This is a genomic window from Streptomyces sp. NBC_01257, assembly GCF_035917255.1.
GTDB lineage: Bacteria > Actinomycetota > Actinomycetes > Streptomycetales > Streptomycetaceae > Streptomyces.
The window spans coordinates 3216844-3240200 of record NZ_CP108472.1; the positions used below are offsets into that span (position 1 = coordinate 3216844).

The following is a 23357-nucleotide window of genomic DNA, read 5'->3' on the forward strand; positions in this document are numbered from 1 at the left end:
TGATGAAGCTCGCTGTAGTGGGTGGCGGGTCCACCTACACACCTGAACTGATCGACGGATTCGCGCGGCTGCGGGACACCCTGCCGATCGAGGAGCTGGTGCTCGTCGATCCGGCGGCCGACCGGCTGGACCTGGTCGGAGGGCTCGCGCGGCGGATCTTCGCCAGGCAGGGCCATCCCGGCCGGATCGTCACCACCTCGGACGTCGACGCGGGCGTCGCGGACGCCGACGCGGTCCTGCTCCAGCTGCGCGTGGGCGGCCAGGCCGCCCGCAACCAGGACGAGACGTGGCCGCTGGAGTGCGGCTGCATCGGCCAGGAGACCACCGGCGCCGGCGGCCTCGCCAAGGCCCTGCGCACCGTCCCCGTCGTCCTGGACATCGCCGAACGCGTCCGCCGCGCCAACCCGGAAGCGTGGATCATCGACTTCACCAACCCGGTCGGCATCGTCACCCGCGCCCTGCTCCAGGCCGGCCACAAGGCCGTCGGCCTGTGCAACGTGGCGATCGGCTTCCAGCGCAAGTTCGCCCGGCTGCTGGACGTCACACCGAGTGAGATCCACCTCGACCACGTCGGCCTCAACCACCTGACATGGGAACTCGGAGTGCGTCTGGGCGGCCCCGACGGCGAGAACGTCCTGCCCCGCCTGATCGCCGAACACGGCGACGCCCTCGCCGACGACCTCCACATGCCGCGGCAGATCGTCGACCGGCTCGGCGTCGTCCCGTCCTACTACCTGCGCTACTTCTACGCGCACGACGAGGTCGTGCGCGAGCTCGGCACCAAGCCCTCCCGGGCCGCCGAGGTCGCCGCGATGGAGAAGGAACTCCTCGCCATGTACGGCGACCCGGCACTGGACGAGAAACCCGCACTGCTCGCCAAGCGCGGCGGCGCCTTCTACTCCGAGGCGGCCGTCGACCTGGCGGCCTCGCTGCTGGGCGGTGCCGGCTCCACGCACCAGGTGGTCAACACGTACAACAAGGGGACGCTGCCGTTCCTGCCGGACGACGCGGTGATCGAGGTGCAGGCGAGGGTCGACGGGACCGGTGCGACGCCGCTGGCCGTGCCGGAACTGGACCCGCTGTACGCCGGTCTGATCGCGAACGTGACGGCGTACGAGGACCTGGCGCTGGAGGCCGCGCTGCGCGGCGGCCGCGACCGGGTGTTCAAGGCGCTGCTCGCACACCCCCTGATCGGCCAGTTCGAGTACGCCGAGGCGCTCACCGACAAGCTGATCGCGCACAACCGGGAGCACCTCGCGTGGGCGTGAACGGTTCGGTCCTCGCGATAGACGCGGGGAACAGCAAGACCGATGTGGCCCTCATCGGTGAGGACGGCACCGTGCTGTCCACGGCCCGCGGCGGCGGCTTCCAGCCGCCCGTGGTCGGTGTCGGAAGGGCCGTGGACGTGCTCGGCGCCGCGGTGGAGCAGGTGCTGGACTCGGCCGGGGTGACCGCCGGATCCGTCGCCCATGTGTCGGCCTGCCTGGCCAACGCCGATCTGCCGGTCGAGGAGGAGCAGCTGACCGAGGCCCTGCGCGCCCGCGCGTGGGGCCGCACGGTGGAGGTGCGCAACGACACCTTCGCGATCCTGCGGGCCGGGATCGACGAGCCGCGCGGCGTGGCCGTCGTCTGCGGCGCGGGGATCAACTGTGTCGGCATGGTGCCGGACGGCCGGACCGCGCGCTTCCCCGCCATCGGCCGCATCTCCGGGGACTGGGGCGGTGGTTCGGGGCTCTCCGAGGAGGCGATGTGGTTCGCCGCGCGCGCCGAGGACGGCCGCGGCGAGCCGACCGCGCTGGCCCGGACGCTGCCCGCCCACTTCGGGCTCGACTCGATGTACGCCCTGATCGAGGCGCTGCACCTGGGCCGGATCGACTCCGTGCGACGGCACGAACTGGCGCCGGTGCTCTTCGCCACGGCCGCGGAAGGCGACGCGCCGGCGCTCGCCCTGGTGGACCGGCTGGCCGAGGAGGTCGTGGCGCTGGCCTCGGTCGCGCTGGCCCGGCTGGACCTGCTGGACGAGGCGGCGCCGGTGCTGCTGGGCGGCAGCGTGCTGGCAGCGCGCCATCCCCGGCTGGACGGCCGGATCGCCGAACTCCTGGCCGCACGCGCTCCCAAGGCGGTGGTGCGGGTGGTGGAGGAGTCCCCCGTGCTGGGCGCCGGGCTGCTGGGGCTCGACCACACGGCCGCGCCGCCCGAGGTGCACAAGAGGCTGCGGGCGCAGTACGCCTGAGCCGCCCGCGCCGCCAGGTGTGTCAGGGGCGTCCCGTAGCCTTCGGGTTGCGGGACGCCTCTTGCGTACGGGAACCGATCAGTTGTCCCGGACGTGTTCATCGGTGGGGAGACCGGTTACCGGGGAGATCGCTCCGCTTCGGGGAATTGCGCCGCCGATCGTCTTGATCGACGGCGTCGGCCTTGATCGAATGCTGTACGACCGCAGCTGATCACCGTCGGCTGCTTCATGGACCGGTGCAGGATCCAGGCGTTCCTGATGTGGACGCCGGTCCCTGCGGCCATACTTCTGGCCGGGTACCAGTCCCCCGATCGGCCGGGGGGCGGGCCACCGTCAGTGACCGAGGGGGAGGTCAAGTGACATACCCGCCGAATGTGCGCCCGGCGCCGCACCACGCGCCGGAGCAGCCGCCCGCGCCGGCGGCCGTACCCGTGCCTCCGCAGCACAGCGCCCGGGCCGTGGTGACCGCACGGCTGCGCGCCGCGGCCACCACCGAACCGGGCAGGCTCCAGATCATCGGGGCCGTACTGGCGCTGCTGGTCGTCGCGTTCGGGGCCGTGACGGCGTTCGAGATCAACGACCGCGCGGCGGCGGCCAACGACGTGGTGGAACGCAGCCAGCCGCTCAGCGCGACCGCGGCGAACATCTACCGCTCGCTGGCGGACGCGGACGCGGCGGCGGCGAGCGGCTTCCTGGCCGGCCCGCAGGAACCGCGCGCGGTGCACGACCAGTACGTGAAGGACATCGACGACGCCTCCCGGCTGCTGGTGGAGGCCGCGGCCAACACGGACGCCTCGACGAAGTCCGGCCACGAGATCACCACCCTCAACGAGGAACTCCCGCGCTACACGGGACTGATCGAGCGCGCCCGTGCCAACAACCGGCAGGGGCTGCCGCTGGGCGGCGCCTATCTCCGGTACGCGAACCAGAAGATGGCGAACGACCTGCTGCCGGCCGCCGAGCGGCTGTACTCGGCGGAGACCGACCGGCTGGACCAGGACTACCGTTCCGCCCGGACGTGGCCGTTCTTCTCCCTCGGCGTCGGGATCGTCGCGCTGGCCGTGCTGTTCTGGGCGCAGCGGCGCAACTACCGCCGTACGAACCGGGTGTTCAACCACGGGCTGCTCGCGGCGACCGCGGCGGCGACCGTGGTCCTGCTGTGGCTTGCGGTGGGGCACACGGTGTCCCGCTCCGACCTGGCCGAGGCGAACACGCACGGGCAGCAGTCCCTGGACGTGCTCAACCGGGCGCGCATCGACTCGCTGAAGGCCCGTGCCAACGAGAACCTCACGGTGGTCGCACGGGGTGCGGTGCTCACCGCTGACGGCAAGAGCGACAAGTACGAGACCGACTACGGCACGGGCATGAAGGCACTCGGCGAAGAGCTGAACCGGGCCAGGAAGCTCGCCGCGGACACCGAGGACGCCGAGGGCGGCAAGCCCGTGGCCGACGCCATCACGGCCGTCACCGAGTGGCAGAGCCGCCACCGGACCGCCCGCAAGACCGATGACAGCGGCGACTACGACACGGCGCTGGAGCAGATCATCGGAACGGACAACTCGACCGGGCAGTCCTTCAGCCAGGTGGACGCGGCGCTGCGGAAGGCGCTCGCCCACGAGCAGAGCCAGTTCACCCAGGCCGCCGAGGACGGGCGCGGGGCGCTGGGCGGACTGCCGATCGGCGCCGCGGCCCTGGCCGTACTGGGCGCGGTGGCGGCGATCGTCGGGGTCAACCGCAGGCTCTCGGAGTTCCGGTGACAGGGGGAGCGATGACAGGGAAGGACCCGAGGACGGGCCCCGGAACGCAGCGCGGGTTCCGGCGGCTGCGCGGCTGGGGCGGGGTGAGCGCCATGGCCGTGGCCTGTGCGGTGACGGCGTCGCTGACCCTGCTGCCGCTCTCCCACGGCGACGACGGCTTCGGCGGTGCGGTGTCGGGACCCGGTGCGGCCCAGGCCGTCCAGACGCGGGCCGACGACTGCACGGACCCGGAGGCCAGCCTGCAGCCCTCCGGCGCCGGCGGCCCCGCCATCGACAAGATCAAGGCGCGCGGCAAGCTGATCGCCGGCGTCGACCAGAACAGCTTCCAGTGGGGCTTCCGGGACCCGGAGTCCGGGAATCTCGAAGGCTTCGACATCGATCTCGTGCGGGCCATCGCCAAGGACATCCTGGGCAGCCCGGACAAGGTGATCTTCCGGGCGATCCCCACCAACCAGCGCATCGCGGCGCTGCAGAACGACAAGGTCGACGTCGTCGTCCGGACGATGACGATCAACTGCGCCCGGCTGGAGCAGGTCGCCTTCTCCACGGCGTACTTCCAGGCCGGTCAGCAGGTCCTCGCGCCGAAGGACGGCGGGATCACCGGCTTCAACTCCTCGCTGGCCGGCAAGCGGGTCTGCACCGCCGAGGGCTCGACGGCCTACGAGGCGCTGGAGAAGGAGTCGTTCGGCTCCGTCTTCAAGGACAAGCACGACGGCACCGAGGCCGACGAGGACAAGCTGACCGTGCCCAACCAGCTGGACTGCCTGGTGCGGCTCCAGATGGGCGAGGTCGACGCGGTCGTCACGGACAACGCCCTGGCGGCCGGTCAGGCCGCCCAGGACCCGGCGGTGGAGCTCAAGGGCGACAAGCCCTTCACCACCGAGTACTACGGCGTGGCCGCGAAGAAGGGCGCAGACGACCTGGTGGCCCGGGTCAACAAGGTGCTGGTCGACTACCGCGCCGGTGGCGCGGTCAGCCCCTGGATGACGTCGTACCGCAAGTGGCTGGAGGCCGGGCTGCCCGGGATCACGGCGCCGCCGGCGCCCAAGTACCGGACCGACTAGCACCGTTCGTCCGGATCAGGCCGACCGGGCGGCACGGATACCCGGACGGCCGGTTGGCAGCACCGATCCTGCCGGGCTCGCGCCCGGCAGGGAGAGCGGAGAGGTGATCGATGGGCGTCGCGGGCCCCTTCCCCAGCTACGCGGCCCGGCCCCCGGGCCCGGTCATGGACCGGGACGAGGCCGACCGTGCGCTGGCCCGGCTCGGCGCGGAGCACGAGGCGATAGAGACCTCGCTCCTCGCTCTGCAGGACCATGCAGGCCGCCGCCTCCTGGAGGGTGCCGAGCTCACCGGTGTGACCAAGGAGCGCTGGAGCGCGACCGAGCAGTCGATCACTCTCCTGTGGACGTACTTCGACGCGTACGCGGGGGCGCTGAACGAGGCGCGCGAGGTGCGGGCCAGGCGTCGTCATCCCAACCGGGAGGACCTGCTGGCCCTCACCGAACTGCTGCGCGGCCAGGGCGTCACGGTGGCCCACGCCGCCGGCGGGCACGCCCCCTCGATCACCGGTCCGGCCCGGCTCTCCGAGCGTTTCACGCTGGAGGAGCTGGTCAACCGGATGAACGAGCTGTACGCGCGCTCGCTCGACATGGTCGTCGCCTCCGACTCCGTGTGGTCGGCGATGCCCGCCCGGATAGATCTGCTCGCGGCCGAGCTGCGCCGCACCCACTCGCTGGCGCACTCGGTGGGCGTCCGGCCCGGGGAGCATCCGGCGGGCGACGACCTGGAGTCGATCACCCAGGAGCTGACCACGCTGCGGGTGCAGGTGATCTCCGACCCGCTGGCGTTCTGGCTGCCGGGCCCCGGGAGTTCGGCGCCGGGCGGCGGACGCCCCGACACGACGCGCTACGACCGGGCGGCGAGGGCGCTGGACGAGGTGCGCCGCGAGGTCGAGGCGGTGCTCGCGGTCCGGCAGGACGCCGAGCAGCGCCTGGTCCAGCTGCGCGACGTGCTCTCCCGTGCCGACCGCACACTGTCCGAGGCCAGGTCGGCGCGCGGCGAGGTGCTGGCGAAGATCGCCGCCTCCGAGGTGCCCGCGGTCAACGGCCCGCCGACCGCACTCCAGGAGCGGCTGGCCGCCGCGTCGGAGTACCGCAGGCATGCGCAGTGGCACCGGCTCTCGCCCCTCCTGGACACCCTGGAGCGGCAGGCCGAGGAGGAGCTGCTGCGGGCCAGGGAGCAGCTGACGGCGGTCACCGCGCCCCTGGCAGTGCGGGCGGAGTTGCGCGGCCGGCTGGACGCGTACAAGGCGAAGGTGGCCCGCAACGGGCTGGCGGAGGACCCGGTCCTCATCGAGCGCTACGACGCGGCGCGCCGGATGCTGTGGAGTGCGCCGTGCGATCTGCGGGTCGCCGCGATGGCGGTGCAGCGTTATCAGGACGCGGCGCTGGACATGCTGGCCGGGCGCAGGGGGCCCGGTCCCGAGGACCGGCGGGGGCAGCCGTGAGCCGTACGGGGAACTTGGGTCACATGGTGTGCATGACGGGTAGTGACGGAGCAACGTGGCCGCCGCGGCGGCGGGGCGAACAGGGGGAATGACCATGAGTACGCAGTGCCAGCGCCCCGCGTGCGAGGGCAGTTACGAGGACATGGGCGGCGGTGAGCTGTACTGCGACACCTGCGGTCTGGCGCCGGTCGTCTCGCCGACGGGGATGGTGAGCTCGCCGCCGACCGGCATCGCGGGCGGCGGCAGGGGCAGCAACAGCTCCTCGGCCCGCAGCAGTTCGCAGGCCTCGTCCCGGGCGTCCTCGCGGTCCTCGTCGCGGTCGTCGACCTCGCGGCGTTCGGTCTCGGGGCGGCTCTCGCGCGCGCTCTCCGGAAGTTCGACGTCGCGGTCCGTCTCGGTGCGCTCGTCGGCGAAGTCGACCGGGGCCTCGGGCCGCAACCGGCTGGGCGCCGGGCTGGTGCTCGTACCGGACGTGCCGCGTCCCGATCCGCGCACCGCGGTGATGGACAACCCGGAGGTGCCCGAGCGCAAGCGGTTCTGCTCGCGTTCGGACTGCGGGGCGCCGGTGGGCCGGTCCCGGGGCGACCGGCCGGGGCGTACGGAGGGGTTCTGCACCAAGTGCGGCCACCCGTACTCCTTCGTGCCCAAGCTCCAGGGGGGCGACATCGTCCACGGGCAGTACGAGGTCGCGGGCTGTCTGGCGCACGGCGGGCTCGGCTGGGTCTACCTCGCGGTGGACCGCGCGGTCTCCGACCGCTGGGTGGTGCTCAAGGGCCTGCTCGACACCGGTGACCAGGACGCCATGGCGGCGGCCATCTCGGAGCGCCGGTTCCTCGCCGAGATCGAGCACTCCAACATCGTCCGGATCTACAACTTCGTCGAGCACCTCGACCAGCGGACCGGTTCCCTCGACGGCTACATCGTCATGGAGTACGTGGGCGGCAAGGCGCTCAAGGAGATCGCCAACGAGCGGCGCACGCCGACCGGGAAGCGGGATCCGCTGCCGGTCGAGCAGGCCTGCGCGTTCGGCATCGAGGCGCTGGAGGCGCTGGGCCATCTGCACAGCCGCAACCTGCTGTACTGCGACTTCAAGGTCGACAACGCGATCCAGACCGAGGACCAGTTGAAGCTGATCGACATGGGCGCGGTCCGCCGGATGGACGACGACGAGTCGGCGATCTACGGCACGGTGGGCTACCAGGCGCCGGAGGTCGCGGAGGTCGGCCCCTCGGTGGCCTCCGACCTGTACACGGTCGCGCGGACCCTCGCGGTGCTCACCTTCGACTTCCAGGGGTACACGAACGTCTTCGTGGACTCGCTGCCCGACCCGGACAACATCGAGGTGTTCCGGACCTACGAGTCGTTCTACCGGCTGCTGGTTCGGGCCACCGACCCGGACCCGGCCCGGCGGTTCGCCTCCGCTTCGGAGATGGCGGAGCAGCTGACGGGTGTGCTGCGCGAGGTGGTGTCGCTGCAGACGGGGCGCCCGCGCCCGGCGCTTTCGACGTTGTTCGGCGCGGAGCTGCGGGTCACCGACACGGAGCTCTTCACCCTGCTGACCGGTGATGTGTCGCGCCTGGGGGCCAGGGCGCCGGAGTCCGGCCGTCCGGGGTTCTTCGGGCGTCGCAGGGGCGGCGCGGCCGCAGTCGCTCCGGCAGCGCCCACGCCGCCCGCGGTGGCGCCGCCCGGCGGTGTCCCGGGCGCGCTGCCCGCCGGCCCGCCGCCCGGCTTCGCCGCGGGCGCCGGCCCGGTGCCCTCCACCACGACGCACGTCAGGGGCGCCGCCCCGCTCCCGTACGCACCGTCCCGGGCAACGGTTCCGGCGCCCCGGGACCCGGTCCAGAACCCGGGCGGCGTGCCGGGGCCGTACAGCCCGAACGGACCCCGGCTGGCCGGCCTCGACGTGCGCGGGACCTCCCTCGCGCTGCCGGTCCCCCGGGTCGACGCGAACGACCCCAACGCGGGCTTCCTCGCCGGGGTGATGGCGTCGGCACCCGCCGAACTGATCGCCGCACTGCAGGCCGTGCCGGCCGCTTCCCTGGAGACGCGGCTGCGCGAGCTGCGGGCCCAGCTGGAGATGAACGACCTCGGTGCGGCGGCGCAGACGCTGACCGCGCTGGAGGCGAAGCACCCGGACGACTGGCGCGTGGTCTGGTACCGCGGCCTGACCTCCCTGGTGACCGGCGACAAGGAGAACGCGGCGCTGTCCTTCGACGCGGTCTACGACGCGTTCCCCGGGGAGCCGGCGCCCAAGCTGGCCCTCGGGATCTGCGCGGAGGTCCTGGGCCAGCTGGACAACGCCGCCGAGTACTACCGGCTGGTGTGGATGACCGACCCGAGCTTCGTGAGCGCGGCGTTCGGCCTGGCCCGGGTGCAGATAGCGGCCGGGGAGCGGGGCGGCGCGGTCAGCACGCTGGAGTCGGTGCCGGAGGCGTCGATCCACTTCACGGCGGCCCGGGTCGCCGCGGTCCGGGCGAGGCTGCGCGAACGGGGTCCGGACGAGCCGCTGATCTCGGACCTGATGGCCGCCTCGGCCCAGGTCTCGGGACTGGCCGGGCTCGGTCTGGACGCGGTGCGCCGCGAGCAGTTGTCGACCGAGGTACTGGGGACGGCACTCGACTGGGTACTCTCCGGTAGTCCCACGGCTCGGCCCTCGGACCCGAAGTCGGCGCCGTACGCCGGGGCTCAGGGGCCGAAGACGCTGCTCGGCAGTGAGTTGGACGAGCGCGGCCTGCGGTTCGGGCTGGAACGTTCGTACCGGATGCTCGCCCGGCTTGCGGAGCCCGGCGACGAGAGGATCGAACTGGTGGAGCGGGCCAACCGTTTCCGCCCCCGAACGTGGGTGTGAACATGTCGCAGAAGCCACAGGAGACTGCCTTGTCGAGGTGTCCCGGCTGCGAGGAGCCGCTGGAGCCGGGGGACCTGTTCTGCGGCGCGTGCGGGTACGACCTGTCGGCCGTGCCCGAGCCGCCGCAGGACCACCCGACGATCGCCATCGCCTCCCCGGCCGGGGAGGCCGTGCCGGGCTCCGTCGCCGGGGCCGCGTCCTCGGCACCGCCGCCTCCGCCGCCGGGCGCGGCCGCGCCGGAGGTCCGCTTCGACGGGCCGGACGCGTCCGGTGACTTCGAGCTGGCCGCTCCCGCCGCCGGGGCGACGCCCGATCCCCGTACCTCGCCCGACCCCGCTCCGGCCCCGCCGGCCGGCGGCAAGGTGTGTGTGGCGTGCCGGGCCGGTCATGTCGACGACGACGGCTACTGCGAGAACTGCGGCCACGCCCAGCCCCGCGAGCGCGACCACGTGGAGGAGGAGCTCGGTTCGGTCGCCGCGGTCAGCGACCGCGGGCTGCGGCACCACCGCAACGAGGACTCCTTCGCCGTGTCGACCACCGCGCTGCCGGACGGCTCCCCGGCCGTCGTCGCGATCGTCTGCGACGGGGTGTCGTCGGCCAGCCGTCCCGACGAGGCCTCGGCCGCCGCCTCGTGCGCGGCCAACGAGGCGCTGCTGGAGTCGCTGCCGCGCGGCACGCATCCGCAGCAGGCGATGCACGAGGCGATCGTCGCCGCCGCGGAGTCGGTCAACCGGCTGGCACAGGACCCCGGCCAGGCCCAGGAGCTCGATCCGCACCGCCATCAGAACGCCCCGGCCTGCACCCTGGTCGGCGCGATCATGGCGAGCGGGCTGCTGGTCGTCGGCTGGGTCGGTGACAGCCGCGTGTACTGGGTGCCCGAGGACCGGTCCCATCCGCCGGCCCGGCTCACCGAGGACGACTCCTGGGCCGCGCAGATGGTCGCGGCCGGCCTGATGAACGAGGCGGAGGCGTACGCGGACGAGCGCGCCCACGCCATCACCGGCTGGCTCGGCGCGGACGCCTACGAACTGGAGCCGCACACCGCGTCGTTCAAACCGGACCGGCCGGGCCTCGTGGTGGTCTGCACGGACGGCTTGTGGAACTACGCGGAGTCCGCCGCCGAAATGGCCGCCGCGGTCCCCGCCGACGCATACGAACGGCCGCTGCACGGCGCCCAGGTGCTGGTCGGACACGCGCTGGACGGCGGGGGCCACGACAACGTAACAGTGGCCCTGGTGCCGTTCGCCGTACCACCGCAAGGGGCAGGATCCGCCTGAGCAGCGGTTGAGCCCGTTTCCGTCCGCCCCCAGCCTTTCCGATGTCTTTGTCCGTACATCTGTCTTCATCTGACACGTGGAGCCTCAAGGAGCCGATCAGATGGCCAACTTCTCCAAGTCGAACGTGCCGCAGTTCTCCGTCGAGGTGTATCAGAACGAATATCTGCCGGAGGGCGGCCGTGAGGTCAACGGCATCATCACGGTCACGTCGACCGGGGGCGGCACCACCGGCGGGGTTCCGCTGACGAGCGCGGCACCCTCGGACCTGCCGGGGCGGGCGGCGAACGCCGCGGTGGTGATCATGGTGGACTGCTCGGGTTCGATGGACTACCCGCCGACGAAGATGCGCAACGCCCGCGACGCGACGGCGGCGGCCATCGACACCCTGCGCGACGGCACCGCCTTCGCCGTGGTCGGCGGCACGCACGTGGCCAAGGAGGTCTACCCGGGCAACGGGCGGCTCGCCACGGCCGACGCGCAGACCAGGGCGCAGGCGAAGGAGGCCCTGCGCCGGCTCGGCGCGGGCGGCGGTACGGCGATCGGCACGTGGCTGCGACTGGCCGACCGGCTGCTCGGCGCCGCCGACGTGGACATCAGGCACGGCATCCTGCTGACGGACGGGCGCAACGAGCACGAGGCCCCGGAGGATCTGCGGGCCGCGCTCGACGCGTGCGCCGGCCGGTTCACGTGTGACGCCCGCGGTGTCGGCACCGACTGGGAAGTGAAAGAGGTCACAGCGATCGCCTCCGCGCTGCTCGGCACGGCCGACATCGTCGCGGACCCGACCGGGCTGGCCGCGGACTTCACGCAGATGATGGAGAACGCGATGGGCAAGGAGGTCGCGGACGTCGCACTGCGGCTCTGGACCCCGGTCGGCGTGGAGATCAAGTTCGTGAAGCAGGTCGCGCCGACGGTCGCCGAACTGACCGACCGCCGCACCGAGGCGGGCCCGCGCGCGGGCGACTACCCCACCGGTTCCTGGGGCGACGAGTCCCGCGACTACCACGTGTGCGTCCAGGTGCCGGAGGCCGGCATCGGGCAGGAGATGCTCGCGGCCCGGGTCTCGCTCATCCTTCCCGACCCGTCGGGCGGGACGCCGCAGACCCTTTCGCAGGGCCTGGTGCGGGCGGTGTGGACGGACGACATGGTGGCGTCGACCTCGATCAATCCGCAGGTCGCGCACTACACGGGTCAGGCGGAACTGGCACAAGTCATCCAGCAGGGTCTCGATGCACGCAAGTCGGGAGACTTCGACGGCGCGACGGCCAAACTCGGCCGTGCGGTGCAGTTGGCATCGGCGTCCGGGAACGAGGACACTGCGAAACTGCTTTCGAAGGTGGTAGACGTCGTCGACGCGGCGACCGGTACTGTGCGACTGAAGGCGAAGGTCGCGGAAGCGGACGAGATGACACTCGAAACGCGCTCCACCAAGACTGTTCGCGTCAAGAAATAACCACATATCCGCACTGATGAGCCGCCCGGCCGGACAGGTCCGCCGGGCGGCGACGCAAGACAAAATGACGGCCCCCGGGGCCGGACGAGGAGAGGGGGAAGCGCCGACATGCCGACCTGCCCGAACGGACACCAGTCGGGTTCCGAGGACTGGTGCGAGGTCTGCGGCCACCGCATGGCCGGGGCGGGCGCGCCTGCGGGCGCCGTTCCCCCGCCGCCTCCCCCGCCGCCCGCGCCCGGCTACGGATACCCGCAGGGCCCCGGCCCCGGCCCCGACGCGACGCAGCAGGCCGAGCTCTGCCCCCAGTGCCGCACCCCGCGGGAGTCCATGGCGCCGTTCTGCGAGGAATGCCGCTGGAACTTCCTCACGAACACCGCGACGTCGTACACCCCGCTGGCTCCGCAGCACGGTCCGGGCGGCGGCCCCGCAGGTCCGGTCCCGGGTCTCAATCTGCCGCCGGGCTTCCAGGCCCAGCAGCCGGGCCCGCCGCAGCAGCGCGATCCGTTCGACTACCAGAGCTCGCGGCCCTCGCAGATGAACCGGTCGGCCGAGCCGCTCTCATCGGGCCCGGGCCAGCCCGGCCCTCCGGGACCGGGTCAGCAGCCCCCGCACCCGTTCCAGCAGCAGGGACAGCCGCAGGGTCAGCAGGGCGGCCCGCAGGGTCCGCCGCCTCCGCCGCCGTTCCAGCAGCAGGGACAGCAGGGCGGTCCGCAGGGCTTCCCGCAGGGGCAGCAGCACGCCCAGCAGCAGAATTCGCCGCAGGGCTCGCCCCCGCCGCCGTTCCAGCAGCAGAGCGCGCCGCCCTCGTTCCAGCAGACGGCTCCCCCGGTCTTCGAGCAGCCCGGACCGCCGGCCCCGCCGCAGCCCCAGGCCCCGCAGGCGCCGCAGCCCGCCGGTGACGACTGGCTGCTGTCGCCGCCCTCGCAGGCCCAGGGCCCGCAGACGCCGATGCAGCAGCAGCCGTACCCGGGCCAGAACCAGGGACCGGGCCAGGGACCGGGGCAGGGTCCGGGTCCCGGCCAGAACCAGAACCAGGCTCCGCAGTCCATGAACTGGACCGCGGTCATCGCCCCGGACCGTGAGTACTTCCTGGCGATGATGCAGCGCAGCGGCCCCGAGGCCACCGGGCTCAACCTCCCGGCGTACTCCCCCGAGCAGCAGCTGCCGCTCACCGGCAACCAGATCACCATCGGCCGCCGCCGGCACAGCACGGGCGAGTCCCCCGACATCGACCTGTCGGTGCCGCCGGAGGACCCGGGCGTCTCGCACCAGCACGCGGTGCTGGTGCAGCAGCCCGACAGCAGCTGGGCCGTGGTCGACCAGAACTCCACCAACGGCACCACGCTCAACGGCGCCGAGGACCCGATCCAGCCCTACGTCCCCGTGCCGCTCCAGGACGGCGACCAGGTGCACGTCGGGGCGTGGACGACGATCACGATCCGCCGGGACTGACGGCTCGGACGCACACAGCGGCCGGTGACGGGGCGTTCCCCCGTCACCGGCCGCTGTGATGTCCTCCCCGGCCGGTGTCCCGCCCGGGCCCGGCACATAGTTCGCACCACGAATATCAGTGCTCCCGGCGAGGTCCCGGCGGCACCGCCTGCCGTATTCTGGTGGAATGCGAAAGGCCGAGCGCGGACACATGGGAGTCGTCACCGCATTGGTGCGTTCCTCGTTCCTGGTGAATGCCGTGTATGCCGATTCCGGCCGCGAGCACGGCATCACCGCACAGCAGGGCCAGCTGCTGTGCGTGCTGATGGTGCAGCCGTACGGCATGAGCGACCTGGGCGCGATGCTGGGGCTGGCGAAGTCCAGCCTCACCGGCCTGGTGGACCGCAGTGTCCAGCGCGGCCTGGTGCGCCGCGAGCCCGACCCCGAGGACGGCCGCGCGGTCCGCGTCGCCCTGACCCCGGCGGGCGACGCCCTGGCCGACGCGTTCTACGCCGCGACCTGCCGGCGGGTGGAGGCGCTGTCGGCGGACCTCGGCGAGGCGGACCGCGAGCAGCTCGCGAAGCTGCTCGGCCGGCTGGTGCTGAACAACGAGGTGCCGGTGGTCTTCATGGAGTCGGACGAGACCGCCGCGCCCTCGCTCTGACCCGGCCGCCCCGGACAGGCGGCGCTATCCGCGCACCACTCCGAACAGCTCCGCGAACCGGCCCGTGAACAGGTCCTTCCCCTTGTACTCGCTGACCGCCGCCGCGGGCAGGATGACGGGCCCGTCCGGGGTGGGCACCTGGCCGACCCCGCCGCCGGGGCCGAGCGGCAGCAGGGCCGAGGGCACGGGCGAGGGCAGGTAGGTGGCCGTGGGCCGCTCGCCGCGGACCTGGGCGAGGACGTTCGCCGCGACCACCTCGGCGTGCTTCATGGCGTAGCCGGCCATCTTGGCCTCGGCGACGTCGGTGATGTCCCCGAGGGCGTAGATGTGGTCGTGGCCCTCGACGTTGAGGGTCTCGGTGACCGGGACCCGGCCCTGCGGGGTGCGGACGGCGACCCGGCCGTCGGCGAGGTAGTCGCCGTTGGTGCGCACGCCGTAGCAGCGGAACCAGATGTCGGCGGAGAGTTCGTCGCCGCCGGTGGTGGTCACGGTGAAGGACTTGGTCCGGCCCGGTTCGGACGGCGGCTGCTCCGTCAGGGCGGTGCCGAGCCGCAGCTCCACCCCGAGCGCGTCCAGCTGGCGGTGCAGTTCCTCTCGGAACTCCGGCAGGAAGCCGGGCACCAGCTGTTCGGCGGGGTCGGTGACGATGACGTGCTTGTCCGGCCAGACCGCCTTGATCTCGCCGGACAGTTCAAGACCGACCGGGCCGGCCCCGGCGATCAGCACCCTTTCCGCGGCGGCGAGTTCGGCGTGCGCCTCGCGGATGCGCTCCAGAGCCTCGCCGGAGAGATCGGTGTCCATCTTGGCCGGGAACGGATAGTCCGAGCCCGTGGCGAGCACCAGATAGGCGGCCGCTATCCGCTCCCCCGAGGCCAGGGTGACGCCGCCCGGGTCCACCGACACGGCCCGTTCGCGGCGTACCGTGCCCCGTCGCAGCAGCGTGTCGTAGGGGAAGAAGATCTGGTGCGCCCAGTCGGGCCGGACCAGCGCCCGGAGCGAGCCCGCCGCGTGCACGAACGCGTCCTTGGGGTCGACGAGCACGACATCGGCCTCCTCGTCGAGCGCCTTCGCGACCGCGGCGCCGCCGTATCCGCCGCCGATGACGACCACCGTGCGGTTCACGTTCCCGCCCTGCCCGTTTCCGTTCTCCGCATTCCCGTTTCCACTCTTCATGCTCTCCACTCCCGGCATCCGCATTAATCGTTCGCAACACGAACCATAGTAGTTCGCATCACGAACTGTGACGAGAGGTGTCGGCGATATCCGGCCACCGGACCCACGGCCGGGACGGCCGGTGCGACCGATGCGCCGGGGCCCCCGTGCCCGGGCGGCGCGTCTGCGACCATGGACGGGTGACTGAGAATCCGCGCGACACGCTGCAGGAGCAGACCTTCTACGAGCTGGTCGGCGGCGAGGAGACCTTCCGGCGCCTGGTCCACCGCTTCTACCAGGGCGTGGCCGGGGACCCGCTGCTGCGGCCGATGTACCCGGAGGAGGATCTGGGTCCGGCCGAGGAGCGCTTCACGCTGTTCCTGATGCAGTACTGGGGCGGCCCCCGCACCTACAGCGACGAGCGCGGGCACCCGAGGCTGCGGATGCGGCACGCGCCGTTCCGGGTGGACCGCGCCGCGCACGACGCCTGGCTGAGCCACATGCGGGTGGCGCTGGACGAACTCGGCCTCGCCCCGGAGCACGAGCGGCAGCTGTGGGACTACCTCACGTACGCGGCCGCCTCCATGGTCAACACCGAAGGCTGAAACCCGATCGACGGTGTGCGGAATGCGGTACTCCACCGTCGGATATCGATCACAATCCCATCAAGGTCTACCCGTAAGCGGTTTCCAGCGGCGGCTGCCTTCTGAAAGCATCCGGCTGGGGCGTGTGTCGAAACACGCCCCAAGGACGCGCCGGGGGGCGGGTGTGCGCAGTGAGCGGTGACTAGGGGGCCAGGTGACGGGGTTCGTCTTTCTGCGGGTGAGGGCCCATCGGCTCCTGCTCGCCGCGGCCGTCCTGGCCGTCCTCCTCACCACCTCGGTCCTGGCCGCCCTCACCGCCTTCTCCGGCTCCATCGGTGATGCCGCGCTGCGCCACACGCTCACCCACCGGTCGGCCGCCCCCGCCGCCCTCGTCATATCCGCGCAGGTGGAGCGCGACCGGCGGGAGGCCGCCGACGCGTCGGCGCGCAAGGCCGCCCACGACACGTTCGACGGTCTCCCCGTGACCGTACGGACGCTGGAGTCCTCCGGTCCTTACGCGCTGCCGCGCAGCCTCCAGGACCCCGCCGCCCGCCGCGGCGACCCCGACCTCACCCACTTCGCCGCCCTGGACCGCAGCCGGGTCCGGCTCACCGCGGGCCGGCCGCCGGCGGCCGGTGCGGGGAAGCCCGGCGATCCCGTGCAGGTCGCGCTCCCCGGTACCGCCGCCGACGCCCTCGGGCTGAAGCCGGGCGCCCGGCTCCGGCTCACCGACCGGCTCGGCGGCAAGCCGGTGCAGATCCTGGTCACCGGCCTCTACCAGGCCGCCGACCAGTCCGATCCGTACTGGCAGCTGGACGCACTCGGCGGGCGCGGCATCCGCAAGGTCGTCTTCACGACGTACGGCCCGCTGCTCACCGACCCGGCCGTGCTCGGCTCCGGCCGGACCAGCACCGGCGAGATGTCCTGGCTGGCGTCCGCCGACTTCCGGACCGTCACCACGGACCGGATGGACGCGCTGCACCACTCGGCGACCACCGGCCCGAAGGCCCTGCTCGCCTCGGCCGAGTTCCAGGACGGGGCGAGTGCCCAGACCTCGCTGCCCACCGTCATCGAGCAGGTCGACCGGGCCCTGCTGGTCTCCCGCTCGACGCTCACGATCGTGGCGGTGCAGCTGGTGCTGCTCGCCGGGTACGCCCTGCTGCTGGTGGCCCGGCTGCTCAGCAGCGAGCGCGGCGGGGAGACCGAACTGCTGCGGGCGCGCGGCGGATCGCGCGCCCGGATCACCTCGCTGGCCGCGATCGAGGCTCTGCTGCTCGCGCTGCCGGCCGCCGTCGTCGCCCCGTTGCTCGCCGGCCCCCTGACCCGGCTGCTGGCCGATCGCGGCGGACTCTCCCGGATCGGGCTGCGGCTCGACACCGGGGTCACCGGCCAGGTGTGGATCGTCGCGGCCGTCACCGCGCTGGCCTGTGCGCTCGCGGTCGTGGCGCCCGCGCTGGCCGCCAGCGCCGGGGGCAGGCGCTCCGCGCGCACCTCCGCGCTGCCGGCGCCGGTGCGGGCGGGTGCGGACATCGCCCTGCTGGCCATCGCGGCGGTCGCGTACTGGCAGCTGGACCGGCAGACCAAGGGCTCGGGCGGCGGTGCGCTCAGCGGGGACCGCGAGGGCGGCCTCGGCATCGATCCGCTGCTGGTGGCGGCGCCCGCGCTGGCGCTGCTCGCCGGCACCGTACTGACACTGCGTCTGCTGCCGCCGGCCGCCCGGCTCGCGGAACGCCGGGCGGCCGGCGGCCGGGGGCTGGCGACCGCGCTGGCCGGCTGGCAGTTCAGCCGCCGGCCCCTGCGCGGGGCCGGACCGGTGCTGCTGCTGGTGCTCGCGGTGGCGATGGGCATGCTGGCAGTCGGCCAGAGCGCGTCCTGGGACCGTTCGCAGAGCGACCAGGCGGACTTCAGGGCCGGTGCGTCGGTGCGCATGACCGGCGGGGTGAACGCGGACCCCGCGAAGTCCGGCGCGTACGCGACACTGCCCGGCGTACGGGACGCGGCGCCGGCCTTCCGCGCGTCGGTGGACCTCTCCGACGAGCGCACCGCCGAGGTCCTCGCCCTGGACACCGCGCACGCCGACGAGCACCTGCTGATGCGCGACGACCTCGGCGACGGTTCAGGGGACCGGCTGTTCGACTCGCTCGCCCCGCCCAGGACCGCACGCACCGGACTGCCGCTCCCGAAGAACAGCACCCGGCTCCGGTTCGACGTGCGGATCACCGCGGTCACCGCATCCGGCAGGCCCGCGCCGTCCGGCATGGCACCGCTGCTCTCCGTGGCACTGGAGGACCGCTACGGCCTGCCCTACCGGGTGGCCGTCGGTTCCGTGCCCGTCGACGGGAAGCCGCATCCCGTCTCGGTCGACGTGGCGGCCGCGGGCGAACTGGCCGTCACCGGCTTCGAGCTGGACGACAAGCAGCCCGTCGGCCGCGGAGAGTCGCACCGGCTCACCGTGAGCGCGCTGCGGGCGGCCGGTCCGGGCGGCGCCGAGCGGCCCGTCCCGGTCCCGGACGGCTTCCGCTGGCAGGCCGCCGTGTCCGCCGACGCGTTCGGCGAGGTGACCCCCGGCGGGGCCGTCACCCCGACCGCGTCGGCCGCGGCCCCGCTGGGCCTGGACTACCTCACGGGGTCCGTCACGGCCGAGGACGCGGTGTGGGCGGTTCCCACCCTCAACGTGCGGATCTCCGCGGCCCGCGCCAAGGCGCCCGCGCTCAAGGCGGTGGCCACGGACGCGTATCTGAAGGCGACCGGAGCGAAGCGGGGGCAGGACATCGACGTCACACTCGCCGGTGAGACGGTCCGGGTGAAGATCGTCAGGACCGTGCACCGGCTGCCGACCACGGGCCCCGGCTCGGGCTCCTCCCCGGCCTCCGCGGAGACCCAGCGGGCCCGGGACGGCGGCGCCCTGCTCCTCGACCTCCGGTCCCTGAGCCAGGTCTTCGCCGGACGCCCCAACGCCCGGCTGACCGCAACCGAATGGTGGCTGACCCCCGAGCAGGGCCGGACCGCGGAGGTCGCCGCCGCCCTCCGCAAGCAGCCCGACACCGACCCCGTACAGGTGCGGGTGCGCGACGAGATCGCCGAGGACCTGGTCAGCGATCCGCTGGGGGCCGGCCCGCAGTCCGCGCTGCTCGGGGTGGCCGTCATCGCCGCCGCACTGGCCGCGGTCGGCTTCGCCGTCGCCGCGGTCGGATCGCATCGGGAGCGGTCGGCCGAGTTCGCCGTGCTGCGGGCCCTGGGCACACCGCGCCGCCAGCTGGCCCGGATGACCGCTGCCGAACAAGGCGTACTGATCGCGATCGCGCTGCTGGTCGGGGCCCTGCTCGGCGCCCTGCTCACCCGGGCCGTGGTGCCGCTGATCGTGCTGACCGGCCAGGCCGCGCAGCCGGTTCCCTCCGTGCTGGTGCAGCTGCCGGCAGGGCAGGTGGCCGCGCTGCTGGCCGGAGTCGCCGCGCTGCCGCTGCTCATCGTCGCGGCCCTCGGCCGGGTCTGGAGTTCCCCGTCCGCGCCCCGGCGCCCGGCACGCACGCTCGCCACTCGGGGGCCCGGGACAGGTGGCTCCGCGACATGACCTGCGCCCCCGCACACCGATCTCACGCACCGACCGCCGCTGCGCCCACGCTCCTGCGCCGCCCCGACCAGGCGATAGCGCTGCGCACCCAGGGGGACAACTGACATGAGCCCGCGTTCGAGAACCTCCCGCGCCGCGGCCGCCTGTGCCCCCTGGGTGCGCACCCGGCTGCGGACGGCCCCCGGCGCGGCCTGCGCGTTCGCCCTGCTGGTCGTGGTGACGGCGTTCCTCGCCGCCGCGTTCCCCCGGTCCGTCGACAGCTACGAGAACAAGGGGCTGCGCCACGACCTCGGCGCCGTCGACGCGACGCGCAGCGTCCTGGAGCTGAGCGGCCCCCAGCCGGGTCTGGAACTGCCCGTGAGCGCCCGCGAGTCGGCGGTGCGCGAGGACACCCTGGCCTCTGTCCACCGGCGGATCCTGGCCGGCCTGCCCGATCCGGTGCGGGCCGACGCCTCCCAGTCCGCCTACGGGGTGCGCACCTCTGAGCCGATCGCGGCGGGCGAGCCGTGGTTCCCCCGCCCCTACGGCATCGATCCCGCCCTGACGTACGCCACCCAGTCCGCACTGCCCCAGCACTCCACCCTGCGCTCCGGGAAGTGGCCGGCCGTCCACGGCACGGTGTCCCTCACCACCAGGGAGGTCGAGGCCGCCGTCACCGAGCAGACCGCGAAGTCCCTGCGGATCAAGGCCGGTGCAACCGTCGCCGTCCCGACCCGGGGCGGCGACGCGCTGACGGTACGGATCACCGGCATCGTCACCCCGCGGGACCCCGAGGCCTCCTACTGGTCGGCCGAACCCCTGCTCCGCACCCCGTCCCTGGTCGCCAAGCCCACCAAGGAAACCCCCCGCTACTACTGGATCGCCGCCCTGCTGCTCCCGCCGGACGCCGGGCCCGCCCTGCTCGCCACCACCGGCCAGCCGGAGCTGTACTGGCGGATCGCGCCGGACAGTTCGCGGCTCACCGCGCTCGACGTGCCGGAGCTGCGCACCGCGGTGGCCTCCCTGGAGGGCGGCCCCGAGCTGCTGAAGATGCGCGGGGTGGCCGGTGACACGGTCACGGTGTCGACCGACCTGGACGAGGTCCTGACGGCGTTCGACGGGATACGGGCCGCGATCGAGCCGGTCGTCACGGTCGCCGCCGTCGGCATCGGGGCCGTCGCCGCCGTCGTGCTTCTGATGACGGGCGGTCTGCTGGCCGCCCGCCGCCACGCCGAACTGGCGCTGCTGCGGGCCCGCGGCGGTTCGCTGACCGGCATCGGGGGCCGGCTGCTCGCCGAGACCGCGGTGACGGCGGTGCCCGCGGCGGCACTGGGTCTGCTGCTCGCGGTCCTGGCCGTCGGCGAGGCCCGGCTGTGGCCCGCGGCGGTGGGCGCCGCCTCGGTCGCCGTCCTCGTCTGCGTCGCGCTCCCGCTGCGGACGACACTGCTGCACCGCACCCCGCAACTGCACGGCGGCCGCGACGACCTGGTGTCGGCCCGGCCCTCCCGGCGGCGTACCGTCGCCGAACTCACCCTGCTGGTACTGGCCGTCGGCGCCGTCGCCGCGCTGCGCCGGCGCGGCACCGACAGTGCCGGCGGCACCGACCTGCTGGTCAGCGCGGCCCCGGTACTGGTCGGGCTGATCGCGGCCGTGGTCCTCGTCCGGCTCTACCCGCTGCCGCTGCGGCTCGCCCTGCGGTCCGTGTCCCGGCTGCGCGGCGCGGTCGGCTTCCTGTCGCTGGCCCGCGCCGGACGCACCTCGGCCGCCGGCACCCTGCCGCTGCTCGCGCTGCTGGTCGCACTGACGACGGCGGCGTTCGGCGGTTCGGTCCTCGCGGGGGTCGCGGACGCCCGGGACGACGCGGCGGTCCTCGCCACCGGCGCCGACGCCCGGATCAGCGGCCAGGCCGACTCCGTCCCCCTGCCGGACGGTCTGATCCGCGCGGTGGAGAAGACGGACGGCGTACGGGACGTGGCCCGGGTCCAGATCGAGTACGGGGTCGCGCTGCCACCGCCCGAGAGCGGCTTCGAGGACGCCAAGGGGGCCACCCTGATCGGTGTCGACCCGGTCTCGTACGCCCGGCTGGCCCGCTCCACCGGCGTCGGCACCTTCGCCGCCGACCGGCTGAAGGCGACCGGTCCCACGACGCCCGAGGGCGAGCTGCCGTCGAAGGACCGGGTGCTCCCGGTCCTCGTACCACCGTCCGTCGCCGCGCGTCTGGGCGACAAGCCGCGCGATCTCCAGTCGCTGGCCGGGGACTTCAAGGTGCGGGTCGCGGGGACGGTGGCGCGGACGCCCGCCGTCAACGACAGCTCGTTCATCGTCGTGAACGCCGCCGCGCTCACCCACCGGCAGACCACCGCGCTGCTGCTCACCGGCGACCGGCTGGACACGAAGGCGCTGCGCGCGGCGGCCCGGCAGCCGGGCGAGGACTTCACCGTGCAGCTGCGCGCCGAGGAGCGTGCCACGTACGTCGACACGCCCATGCAGACGGGCGCGGAGCGGATCTACGCGGCGGCGATCGCGGCCGGCGCCGGATACGCCCTGCTCGCCGTCCTGCTCTCGCTGCTCCAGACCGCCCCGGAGCGCACCACGCTGCTGGCGCGGCTGCGCACCATGGGTCTCACCTCCCGGCAGGGCGGCCGGCTCCTCGGCTTCGAGGCCATGCCGCAGGCCCTGCTGGCCGCCGGGGGCGGGCTCCTGGTGAGCTGGGCGACCATCGCCCTGCTGGCACCGGGCGTCGACCTGGTGCGCCTGGCACTCTCGTCCGGCCCCGGCTCCGGCCTGCTGGACACCGCACCGCTGCGGACCGATCCGTGGTCGCTGGTCCTGCCGGCGCTGGGCGTGATCGTGCTCGCCGCGGTGGTGGCCGGTGTGCAGGCCTGGTGGGCCGGCCGCCGTGGATCGATCACCGAACTCAGGGCAGGAGACTCCCGATGACGACGCCGTCGACCGATTCCACGCTGGCGGAGCTCGAACAGCGGGCCACCGCCCGCCGCGACCGCCCCTCCTACGGCCACGACGCGCTGATCGCCTGCGACCGGCTGGTCCGGATCTTCACCACGGACGGGGTGGAGGTGCAGGCCCTCCAGGGGCTCGATCTGCTGGTCACCGAGGGCGAGTTGCTGGCCCTGGTCGGGGCGTCCGGCAGCGGCAAGTCGACCCTGATGAACATCCTGGCGGGCCTGGACGAACCCACGGCGGGGGCGGCGAAGGTCGCGGGCTGCGATCTCCTCTCCATGGGCCAGAAGGAACGCCTCCGCTACCGCCGGGACGTCGTCGGCTTCGTCTGGCAGCAGACCTCCCGCAACCTGCTCCCCTACCTGACCGCGATCCAGAACGTCACGCTGCCGATGCAGCTGCGCGGCCGCGGCCGCAACCGCGAACGGACGGCGCGTGCCGAGTCGTTGCTGAAGATGCTGGAGGTCGCGGACTGCCGCGACCGGCGTCCGCAGCAGATGTCGGGCGGTCAGCAGCAACGGGTGGCCATCGCGGTCTCGCTGGCCAACTCCCCCTCGGTGCTGCTCGCCGACGAGCCGACCGGTGAGCTGGACTCGGCCACCGGCGAGCAGGTCTTCGCCGCGTTCCGCCGCGCCAACGAGGAGCTCGGCACGACCATCGTGATCGTCACGCACGACCAGGCGGTCGCGAACGAGGTCCGCCGCACGGTCGCCATCCGCGACGGCCGGACCTCCTTCGAGGTGCTGCGCCGCACGGAGGTGGACGCGGCGACCGGCCAGGAGTCCCAGGTGGCGCGCGAGTACGCGATGCTCGACCGGGCGGGCCGGCTGCAACTGCCCGCGGACTACACGGAGGCGCTGGGCATGGAGCACCGCGTGATGCTGGAACTGGAGCAGGACCACATAGGCGTGTGGCCGGACGGCTCCGGACCGGAGTGA

At 73.4% G+C, this 23357-nt stretch carries 16 protein-coding genes; 14 read left to right on the forward strand and 2 right to left on the reverse strand.

The features are described 5' to 3' along the window. Positions 1–2 precede the first annotated feature (2 nt). The 5 genes from OG408_RS13650 (at position 3) to OG408_RS13670 (ending at position 6499) form a co-directional block, all read left to right on the forward strand. Positions 3–1268 carry a 6-phospho-beta-glucosidase gene (locus OG408_RS13650; protein ID WP_326670061.1) on the forward strand — a complete coding sequence of 422 codons (1266 nt, stop codon included), beginning with the start codon at positions 3–5 and terminating at the stop codon, positions 1266–1268. Next, the gene (locus OG408_RS13655) at positions 1259–2233 is read left to right on the forward strand and encodes an N-acetylglucosamine kinase (RefSeq protein WP_326670063.1); all 975 of its coding nucleotides are present in this window, start codon (positions 1259–1261) and stop codon (positions 2231–2233) included. The genes OG408_RS13650 and OG408_RS13655 overlap by 10 nt, the downstream gene beginning before the upstream one ends. A gap of 356 nt (positions 2234–2589) precedes the next feature. Further along, positions 2590–3990 carry a hypothetical protein gene (locus OG408_RS13660; RefSeq protein ID WP_405403297.1) on the forward strand — a complete coding sequence of 467 codons (1401 nt, stop codon included), beginning with the start codon at positions 2590–2592 and terminating at the stop codon, positions 3988–3990. Between the two features lie 11 nt (positions 3991–4001). After that, positions 4002–5054 (forward strand): glutamate ABC transporter substrate-binding protein, encoded by a 1053-nt coding sequence (locus tag OG408_RS13665; protein WP_405403299.1) that lies wholly within the window; start codon positions 4002–4004, stop codon positions 5052–5054. 110 nt (positions 5055–5164) lie between these two features. Then, entirely contained in the window at positions 5165–6499 is a 1335-nt protein-coding gene (locus tag OG408_RS13670; RefSeq protein WP_266778826.1) for a hypothetical protein, read from the forward strand. Positions 6500–6631: 132 nt separating this feature from the next. On the opposite strand, the gene OG408_RS40160 is transcribed toward OG408_RS13670, so the two are convergent. Then, the gene (locus OG408_RS40160; protein WP_442806159.1) at positions 6632–6994 is read right to left on the reverse strand and encodes a hypothetical protein; all 363 of its coding nucleotides are present in this window, start codon (positions 6992–6994) and stop codon (positions 6632–6634) included. Between OG408_RS40160 and OG408_RS13675 the strand changes: the two genes are divergently transcribed. The 5 genes from OG408_RS13675 to OG408_RS13695 all read left to right on the forward strand — a co-directional run bounded on the left by OG408_RS13675 (position 6897) and on the right by OG408_RS13695 (position 14172). After that, positions 6897–9347: a tetratricopeptide repeat protein gene (locus OG408_RS13675; protein ID WP_442806027.1), complete on the forward strand. Its 2451-nt coding sequence runs from the start codon at positions 6897–6899 to the stop codon at positions 9345–9347. The two genes, OG408_RS40160 and OG408_RS13675, sit on opposite strands and share 98 nt — an antisense overlap. Beyond that, positions 9344–10624 (forward strand): PP2C family serine/threonine-protein phosphatase, encoded by a 1281-nt coding sequence (locus OG408_RS13680; RefSeq protein WP_326674535.1) that lies wholly within the window; start codon positions 9344–9346, stop codon positions 10622–10624. The genes OG408_RS13675 and OG408_RS13680 overlap by 4 nt, the downstream gene beginning before the upstream one ends. A gap of 100 nt (positions 10625–10724) precedes the next feature. Next, positions 10725–12077: a vWA domain-containing protein gene (locus OG408_RS13685; protein ID WP_285563626.1), complete on the forward strand. Its 1353-nt coding sequence runs from the start codon at positions 10725–10727 to the stop codon at positions 12075–12077. Between the two features lie 108 nt (positions 12078–12185). After that, positions 12186–13529, forward strand: coding sequence for an FHA domain-containing protein (locus OG408_RS13690; RefSeq protein ID WP_326670067.1), 1344 nt, complete (start codon positions 12186–12188; stop codon positions 13527–13529). Positions 13530–13719: 190 nt separating this feature from the next. Next, the gene (locus OG408_RS13695) at positions 13720–14172 is read left to right on the forward strand and encodes a MarR family winged helix-turn-helix transcriptional regulator (protein WP_266786157.1); all 453 of its coding nucleotides are present in this window, start codon (positions 13720–13722) and stop codon (positions 14170–14172) included. Between the two features lie 24 nt (positions 14173–14196). Here the strand turns inward: OG408_RS13695 and OG408_RS13700 are convergent, their stop codons facing one another. Then, a complete protein-coding gene (locus tag OG408_RS13700) occupies positions 14197–15345 on the reverse strand; it encodes an NAD(P)/FAD-dependent oxidoreductase (protein WP_326670069.1) in 1149 nt (382 codons plus the stop codon). Positions 15346–15524: 179 nt separating this feature from the next. On the opposite strand from OG408_RS13700, the gene OG408_RS13705 reads away from it, so the two are divergent. The 4 genes from OG408_RS13705 to OG408_RS13720 all read left to right on the forward strand — a co-directional run bounded on the left by OG408_RS13705 (position 15525) and on the right by OG408_RS13720 (position 23357). Beyond that, positions 15525–15929 (forward strand): globin, encoded by a 405-nt coding sequence (locus tag OG408_RS13705; protein WP_266778838.1) that lies wholly within the window; start codon positions 15525–15527, stop codon positions 15927–15929. A 193-nt stretch (positions 15930–16122) separates the two neighbouring features. Next, complete coding sequence (locus OG408_RS13710; RefSeq protein ID WP_326670071.1) at positions 16123–19479, forward strand: FtsX-like permease family protein; 3357 nt, start codon at positions 16123–16125, stop codon at positions 19477–19479. 105 nt (positions 19480–19584) lie between these two features. Further along, positions 19585–22398 carry an FtsX-like permease family protein gene (locus tag OG408_RS13715; RefSeq protein WP_326670073.1) on the forward strand — a complete coding sequence of 938 codons (2814 nt, stop codon included), beginning with the start codon at positions 19585–19587 and terminating at the stop codon, positions 22396–22398. Beyond that, a complete protein-coding gene (locus tag OG408_RS13720; protein ID WP_285563630.1) occupies positions 22395–23357 on the forward strand; it encodes an ABC transporter ATP-binding protein in 963 nt (320 codons plus the stop codon). Before OG408_RS13715 ends, OG408_RS13720 begins: the two co-directional genes overlap by 4 nt.